Origin of the sequence: Streptomyces millisiae (assembly GCF_031845425.1) — a bacterium.
In the GTDB taxonomy this organism is placed as follows: domain Bacteria; phylum Actinomycetota; class Actinomycetes; order Streptomycetales; family Streptomycetaceae; genus Streptomyces; species Streptomyces millisiae.
This window is the reverse complement of the sequence record NZ_JAVREM010000131.1, coordinates 1-6877: the sequence shown is the minus strand read 5'-3', so window position 1 is coordinate 6877 and position 6877 is coordinate 1. Positions and strand designations below refer to the sequence as shown.

7 protein-coding genes are annotated in these 6877 nt (G+C 73.2%); 1 reads left to right on the top strand and 6 read right to left on the bottom strand.

The features are described from left to right. Window positions 1-182 precede the first annotated feature (182 nt). Window positions 183-398, bottom strand: a complete 216-nt coding sequence (locus RNC47_RS35485) for a hypothetical protein (RefSeq protein WP_311604938.1) — start codon at window positions 396-398, stop codon at window positions 183-185. On the opposite strand from RNC47_RS35485, the gene RNC47_RS37730 reads away from it, so the two are divergent. Continuing rightward, entirely contained in the window at window positions 307-774 is a 468-nt protein-coding gene (locus tag RNC47_RS37730; RefSeq protein WP_394814952.1) for a relaxase domain-containing protein, read from the top strand. The two genes, RNC47_RS35485 and RNC47_RS37730, sit on opposite strands and share 92 nt — an antisense overlap. 85 nt (window positions 775-859) lie before the next feature. On the opposite strand, the gene RNC47_RS35480 is transcribed toward RNC47_RS37730, so the two are convergent. The 5 genes from RNC47_RS35480 to RNC47_RS35460 all read right to left on the bottom strand — a co-directional run bounded on the left by RNC47_RS35480 (window position 860) and on the right by RNC47_RS35460 (window position 5704). Continuing rightward, the gene (locus RNC47_RS35480) at window positions 860-1972 is read right to left on the bottom strand and encodes an amidohydrolase family protein (protein ID WP_311604936.1); all 1113 of its coding nucleotides are present in this window, start codon (window positions 1970-1972) and stop codon (window positions 860-862) included. A gap of 2 nt (window positions 1973-1974) precedes the next feature. Beyond that, the gene (locus tag RNC47_RS35475) at window positions 1975-3318 is read right to left on the bottom strand and encodes a glutamine synthetase family protein (RefSeq protein ID WP_311604935.1); all 1344 of its coding nucleotides are present in this window, start codon (window positions 3316-3318) and stop codon (window positions 1975-1977) included. 54 nt (window positions 3319-3372) lie between these two features. Next, window positions 3373-4257: a DUF3152 domain-containing protein gene (locus tag RNC47_RS35470; protein WP_311604934.1), complete on the bottom strand. Its 885-nt coding sequence runs from the start codon at window positions 4255-4257 to the stop codon at window positions 3373-3375. Window positions 4258-4317: 60 nt separating this feature from the next. Then, complete coding sequence (locus RNC47_RS35465) at window positions 4318-5109, bottom strand: hypothetical protein (protein WP_311604933.1); 792 nt, start codon at window positions 5107-5109, stop codon at window positions 4318-4320. A gap of 61 nt (window positions 5110-5170) precedes the next feature. Next, the gene (locus RNC47_RS35460; RefSeq protein WP_311604932.1) at window positions 5171-5704 is read right to left on the bottom strand and encodes a SigE family RNA polymerase sigma factor; all 534 of its coding nucleotides are present in this window, start codon (window positions 5702-5704) and stop codon (window positions 5171-5173) included. Between the last annotated feature and the right edge of the window lie 1173 nt (window positions 5705-6877).

Here is a 6877-nt window from a genome sequence, read left to right as displayed (position 1 = left end):
AGCCGGGCATTACGGTGGGACACGAAGACCTCCATGCGGTGCAGTCCTAGACAGCTCCACCACATCGGAGGTCTTCGCCATGATCAAGCCCCAACGAGTGTCAACAACGCTCGTGATCAATACACCTGGGTCGTTTGGGTCACGGCGAGCTGGTCGGGGGTGCCCAGGTGTCGGAGGCCCAGCTACAGCTTTTGATCGGGATGGGCCACGATCCGATCACCGGCGATCCGCTCGGACGCGCCTACCAGCAGTTCGCGTCGATCGCCGAACGGGTCAAGCAGCGCGTCGACGGGCTCGATCCCGAACTTGGGCCGCCGAGCCGTCGCGGGGTTGGACTTCACGTTCAGCGTCCCGAAGTCGGTCTCGGCGATCTGGGCGGTTGCGTGCTCACCGTCCAAGACGGCCGCTGGCGCACGCTCGCCGCGATCCGCACCACGATCATCAACGACGGTGGGTCCGGCTGGCTCTACCTGCTGGTTCTGCTGTTCGTCTGCTCGCGCACGCCTACCTGGCGGCCACCACGCACCAGGTCACCACGCACCAGGTCAGGGAAAAGGGGGCGGAACCGGTGCAACGGCCGGGGTCATCGAGCTCACACTGGCGGAGGTTCGGCGATTCCTGGCAGCTTGTCTCCCCCGGCCTACGCACCTGCGTGGACACCGAGGCCGATGTCACGCGATGAATTGGTCGAACTGGCGCCGGCGACGCCAAGCAGTCGCCCGGCGCTGCCATTGCCAGCGGCGATGGCACACGGTCGAGGGGCGGCCTCCGTAAGACCGCCCCTCACCACTCCACGAGCCGCCACACTCCAGCCGCCCAGCCAAACTCGCAGGTCAGGCAGCGAAATCCTGCTGGAGTACTAGGCGCCCGGCAGCCCGTAGAGCCGGCGCGCGTTGCCGCCGCCGAGCAGCGCCGCGACCCTGGCCGCGTCGGCGGGCGCCCAGGAGCCGTCCTTGACCCAGCCGTCCAGGAGTTCGCCGAGCCCGGCCGTGAAGGAGCGGGAGCCGACCAGGTAGAGCTCGGGCAGCCCGTAGGCGTCGGTGGAGAACAGCAGCTTGCCGAACGGCGTCAGCTCCAGCGCCTCGGCGAGCACCGCCCGCGACCTGGCTCCGGTGTGGCCGAGGGTGAGGCCGACGTCGGCGTAGACGTGCGGGTGGACGGCGGCCAGGTAGCCGGCGCCCCGGTGGTAGGGGTAGCAGTGCAGCAGGACCAGGCGGCAACCGGTCGGGCGGACGGCCCGGACGAAGTCGGTCAGCAGCAGCGGGTCGGCGTCGGGCAGTCGCAGGTCGGGGTCGCCGAAGCCGGTGTGGATCTGGAGCGGGAGGCCGCTCTCGGCCGCCGACCACAGCAGGTGGCGCAGCAGCACGGGATCGGTGAGCCGGCCGCCGGGCCGGCGGTCGGCGAGCCAGTGGCCGGCGGCCGCGCGGAGTTCGGCGCCGGTCGGCGGGGTCGGGTCGAGAGCGAGGCCGTGCCGGTAGGCCGCGATGGACTTGAACGCGACGGCGGTGCGCGCGGCCTCGGCGACGGCCTCGGCGAGCCGGTCGGGGAACGCGGCGGCGTCGGGGTCCCGGTCGGCCACCGCCTCGGCCAGCGTCTCCAGACGGATGATCTCGTGCGCGGGCGCCCCGGCGGCCTCGGCGAGCTCGGCCGGGGTGAGGAGGTCGCCGGGGAGGCCGGTGTCGACGAGCAGGGTGCTGAGGCCGGCGGCGCGCAGCAGCCGGCGGGTGACCTCGGGGGTGCCGAGTTCGCGGCGCCGCGCGAGGTAGTCGTCCGGCGGGCAGTTGGCGGGGAGGTCGAGGACGGGCGCGCACCAGCGGCGGACGGCGAAGCCGAGTTGGCTGTCGAAGTGGCTGGTGCCGGGCGCGGGCGGCGCGTCGGACTCGGTGAGCAGCGAGCCGAAGTGCGCGGTGTCGACGGGGCCCTGGCGCAGGACGCCGTGGCAGTGCTGGTCGACGAGGTCCGTGCTGCTCATCGTCAGTACCGCTCCCTGGTGGCGGCGGCGATCTGCTCCGGCGTGGACGTGGCGAACAGCGCGACCTCGCCCTGCCGGACGGCGAGGATCGCGCCGTACAGCTCCTCGCCGAGCGCGGTGCGCAGCACGGTGGAGGCCTCCAGGTGGTCCAGGGCGGCCGGCAGCGACGCGGGCAGCCGGGGCGGCGGGGCGACGCGACGTTCGGCCGGGTCGCCGACGACCGGCTGCGGCAGGCTGAGCCCGTCGGCGGCCCCGGCGAGGCCGGCGGCGATGACGGCGCCGGTCACCAGGTACGGGTTGGCCGCCCCGTCGAAGCACTTGACCTCGGCGTTGGCGGCGTCCTGGTCGTCGGGTGCGCCGGTGACGAAGCGGACGGCGGCCTCGCGGTTCTCCAGGCCCCAGCACTGGAAGGCGCCGGCCCACACGGAGGGCCGCAGCCGCAGGTAGCTGGCGGGGCTGGGGGCGCCGATGGCCAGCAGCGCGGGCAGTTCGCGCAGCACGCCGGCGAGGAACGCCTCGCAGATGGCGCTCATGCCGTACGGGCCGTCGCCGTCGCGGCAGGCGTTCTTGCCGCCGCGCCAGAGGCTGAGGTGCAGGTGGCGGCCGTTGCCGAGGCTCACGGTGTCGACGACGGGTGCGAAGGAGGCGGCGAGGCCGTGCCGGTGGGAGACGGCGCGCACGGTCTCGCGGACCAGCACGGCGTCGTCGGCGGCGGTGACGGGGTCGGTGGGCCTGGCGGAGATCTCGAACTGTCCCGGCGAGTACTCGGGGTGGATCTGGAGCAACGGCAGCCCCTGGGCGGCGAACGCCTCGGCGAGGTCGCGGACGTAGTCGGAGGACTCGACGAGCCGGCTCATGCCGTAGGCGGGCCCGGCACCGCCGGCCGGCTGGCGCGCCTCCCCGGAATCACCCGGACGTGTGACGACCCATTCGGTCTCGAAGCCCATCCGCAGTTCCAGGCCGTGCTCGGCGAGCGCCCGCTCGGCCTGCCGGCGGGCGAACCGCCGCTGGCAGGCCGCGTAGGGCGCGCGGGTCTGCTCGTAGCGGTCGGCGGGCGCCCAGGCCCAGCCGGGCTGGGCGGCGAGCACGGTGAGCCGGTCGAGGTCGGGGACGAGCCGCAGGTCGCCGTCCGGGCCGCCGATCCTGGGGCTGCTGGTGATGGAGTCGTCGACGAGGAAGACGTCGAAGACGGGCGACATGCCGACGCCGCGCCGCACGGCCTCCACGAGCCGGCCCACCGGCACGGCCTTGACGCGGGTGAGCCCGGCGTTGTCGACCCAGGTGAGGGCGACGGCGCTGACCTTGGCGGCGCTGAGGCGCTGCATGAGCTGCTGTTCCGGCTCCATGCGCGCACCTTGCCGGTCGTCGGGAGCTCGGCGCAACCGGCCCACCACGGCGTGTCACGGCACGGCGGGGCCCGAGAGGTAGGTGCCGTTCTCGTCGTAGGGCCAGGCGTTGGCGACGCAGCCGTCCAGGCCCTTGATCTGCTGCATCATCGCGGGGGCCAGCGCGCCGGGCTCGGAGCAGCCCTCGTGGCCGTGCCCGAGGTAGTGGCCGACCTCGTGGTTGACGATCAGCGCCCGGTACTCCTCGACCGGGCCGGGGAACTGCGGCGAACCCTCCACCCAGCGGCGGAGGTTGACGACGACGGTCTGGGCGACGCTGCAGTTGACCTGGCCGCGGGTGTCGAGTCCGTACTCGCCGCAGATGGCGTCGACGGTGCCCGGGGTGGCGATCTGGACGACGAAGTCGGCGGGACCCTCCCCGACCAGCTGGAAGCCGGTGTCGCCCTCGGCGGTCCAGCCGCGCGGGTCGGCGAGGACGGTCTGGACCTCGGCGGCGGCCTCGTCCGGATCGAGCTCGATGCCGTCCTCGACCTCCAGGCGGTAGGTGAGGACGGCGTCGCCGCCGACCGGCTCGCCGCCGCCCTCGGCGACACGGAAGGTGCCGGGTCCGGTCTCGGGGACGGGTATCTCCTCGTCCTCGTTCTCGTCCTCGGTCGGTTCGATTTCGAGTTCGGGTTCCGGATCCGGCTCGGGTTCCGGCTCCGGCTCGGGCTCGGGTTCCGGTTCGGACGCGGCGGGCGCCTCGGTGGCCGGCGACTCGGCGCCGGCGTGCGTCTCGGCCAGCACGTCGTCCCGCATCACGATCCGCAGCGTCACCACCGCGACGCCGAGCACGACGATCAGCGTGGCGCCCCTGAGGAGGCGGGCCGCGCGGCGGGGACGTCTACGGCGTCGCGCGCCCCGTACCGACGGATGGGCACGACGGGCTCGGGTGCCCATGGTGGTTCCTCTCTGGTGGTACTTGTGATGCTGCTGTGGCGCCCGTGCGCAGATGCCAGGTTATGACGCCATCGCTTGTGCCAACTCAGCGCCCTCCAGGAGGAGTTCGCGAGCGTCCTGGTTCTCGGCCACCGCCGTCAGATCCGCGACGTCCACGGGCAGCGCCCCCTCCTCCCCCGAGTCGGCGTCCACCGCGACCGTGGCCTCGGTGCCGCCGTAGGAGAAGACGACCCGCAGCCCCGCGGCCGACTGGCCGCCCGGCGTGGTCCGGACGGCGGCCGGGGTGCCGTCGGAGAGCTGGAGTTCGGTGCAGGTCTCGGCCGATTCGCTCGCCGCGCAGCGGCCGGTGTTCGCGTCGACCTCCGGGGTGGCCGAGAAGGTGATCTGGTACGCGGCGTCCGAGCCCGTCATGGCCCGGTAGCGGGCGATGTCGTAGTCCGTCGCCGAGACCGCGCCCAGGCCCGGCAGCAGCTCGTCGAGCAGCGCGGCCACGCGCGCCCGGTAGTCGACGGCACGGGCGTGCGACTCGGCGTTGTTCGGGGTCGGGACCGGGGTGGACACGGTCGGCCCCGGCAGCCCCGGCTCGGTCGCGGTCGACGCCGGCGGCTCGGCCACCACGGCGTCGTCCCCCGGCGGCACGAAGCCGACCCCCAGGACGGTGGCGAGCGCGGCGACCGCGACGCCGCCGCCGGCCGTGGCCAGCCGGGCCCGCGCCCGGCGGCGGCGCCCCAGCAGGAGCGCTCCGGGCACCAGGTCGACGGGGGGCGCCAAGCCGCCGACCGCATGCTCCATCGCCCGCCTGAGCTCCGGCTCCTCGGCGTGGAAGTAGTGCACGGTCGTCCCCTTCGTCATCAGTTCTGTCGTTCGTCGTTCGTCGTTCGTCGTGCGTCGTGCGGCGCGGGCTCGTGGTGGCTCAGCGGTCCGACTCGGCACCGAGGCTCGCGTAGAAGTCGGCGTACGGCTCGGCGCGCAGCTCGACGTCGTCGAGGCGGGTGCGCAGCAGCGCGAGCGAGCGGGAACAGGTGCTCCTGACCGTGGACTGACTGCACCGCATGAGGCCGGCCACGGTCGCCACGCTCAGGTCCTCCCAGTAGCGGAGGATGAGCATCGCCCGCGCCCTGGGCGGCAGTTCACCGAGCGCGGCGAGCAGCGTCACCCGCAAGGCCGGGTCGCCTGGCGCGGTGGGATTGTCCTGAACGGCGTGCGCACGCCGGCTGAGCAGTCCCCTCCGCTGCTCAGCCAGGAAGGTACGGGTCAGCACCGTGCGGGCGTAGGCGTCGATGTTGTCGGCGCGCATCGCCCGTGGCCAGTAACGCAACAGCCGCACCAGGGTGTTCTGGACGAGATCCTGCGCCCGGTGGGTGTCGCCGCACAGCAGCACGGCCGTGCGGTAGAGCCGGCTCTGACGGGCGCGCGCGTACTCCTCGAACTCCTGGTCGTAGCCCATCCACTCTCCGTCTTCGAAGCGCGGTGCCCTTCCCGCGACTGTCACCCTGTTCGAGTCGCCGAGGGCGACAGAAGGCTGAGTAACGATCGCATAACACGCCGGCGCCCGCGCACCCCCCGAGGTTTGAGCAGCACACGGGCGCCTCGTACGAACGCCGGCCGGGAGGCCGGGAGGCCGGAAGGCCGCAAGGCCGGAAGGCCGCAAGGCCGGAAGGCCGCAAGGCCGGAAGGCCGCAAGGCCGGAAGGCCGGAAGGCCGCAAGGCCGCAAGGCCGGAAGGCCGGAAGGCCGCAAGGCCGCAAGGCCGGGAGGCCGGGAGACCACGAGGTCCGGGAGACCACGAGGTCCGGGAGACCGCGAAGCCGGGAGACCGCGAGGTCCGGGAGGCCGGGAGACCGCAAGGTCCGCAAGGCCGGGAGACCGCAAGGTCCGCAAGGCCGGGAGGTCCGGGAGACCGCAAGGCCGGGAGCCGCGAAAAAGCGCGAGGCCGGAAAGCAGCAAGGCCACCGGGTCCGGAAGCCACCAGGCCGCGAGGCCGCAGCCTCGAAACCGGGTAGCCGCAAGGCCGGGAAAGCACGAAGCCGGGTAGCCGCAAGGCCGCCAGGTCCGGAAGCCCCCGAGGGCTCCCGGGACCCGGGTCCAGGGTCCCGGGTGCCCGGGCCCGGGGGCTCGGAGGCTCACGCTCCAGGGCCCGGCGGCTCGCGCTCCAGCGCCTGGGGCCCGGGGCCGCAGGCCCCGGAAACCGCGGCGCCGAGGATCAAAGCGTCGAGGCCGAAGCGCAGAGGTCAAAGCCTCCGGAATTGACGGCTCGGGCCGACCACCCGGCCCGGGCGATCAGCGCCACCGGCCCCTTCGGACCGACAGGCCGGCACGCCAACCACCCAGCCCAAGCGATCAGTGCCACCGCCCTCCGCACCGGCAGGCCGGGAGCCGCGAAAGCGCGAGGCCGGAAAGCAGCAAGGCCACCGAGTTCGCAAGCCACCAGGCCGCGAGGCCGCAGCCTCGAAACCGGGTGGCCGCAAGGCCGGGAAAGCACGAAGCCGGGAAGCCGCTAGGTGTATTGATCACGAGCGTTGTTGACACTCGTTGGGGCTTGATCATGGCGAAGACCTCCGATGTGGTGGAGCTGTCTAGGACTGCACCGCATGGAGGTCTTCGTGTCCCACCGTAATGCC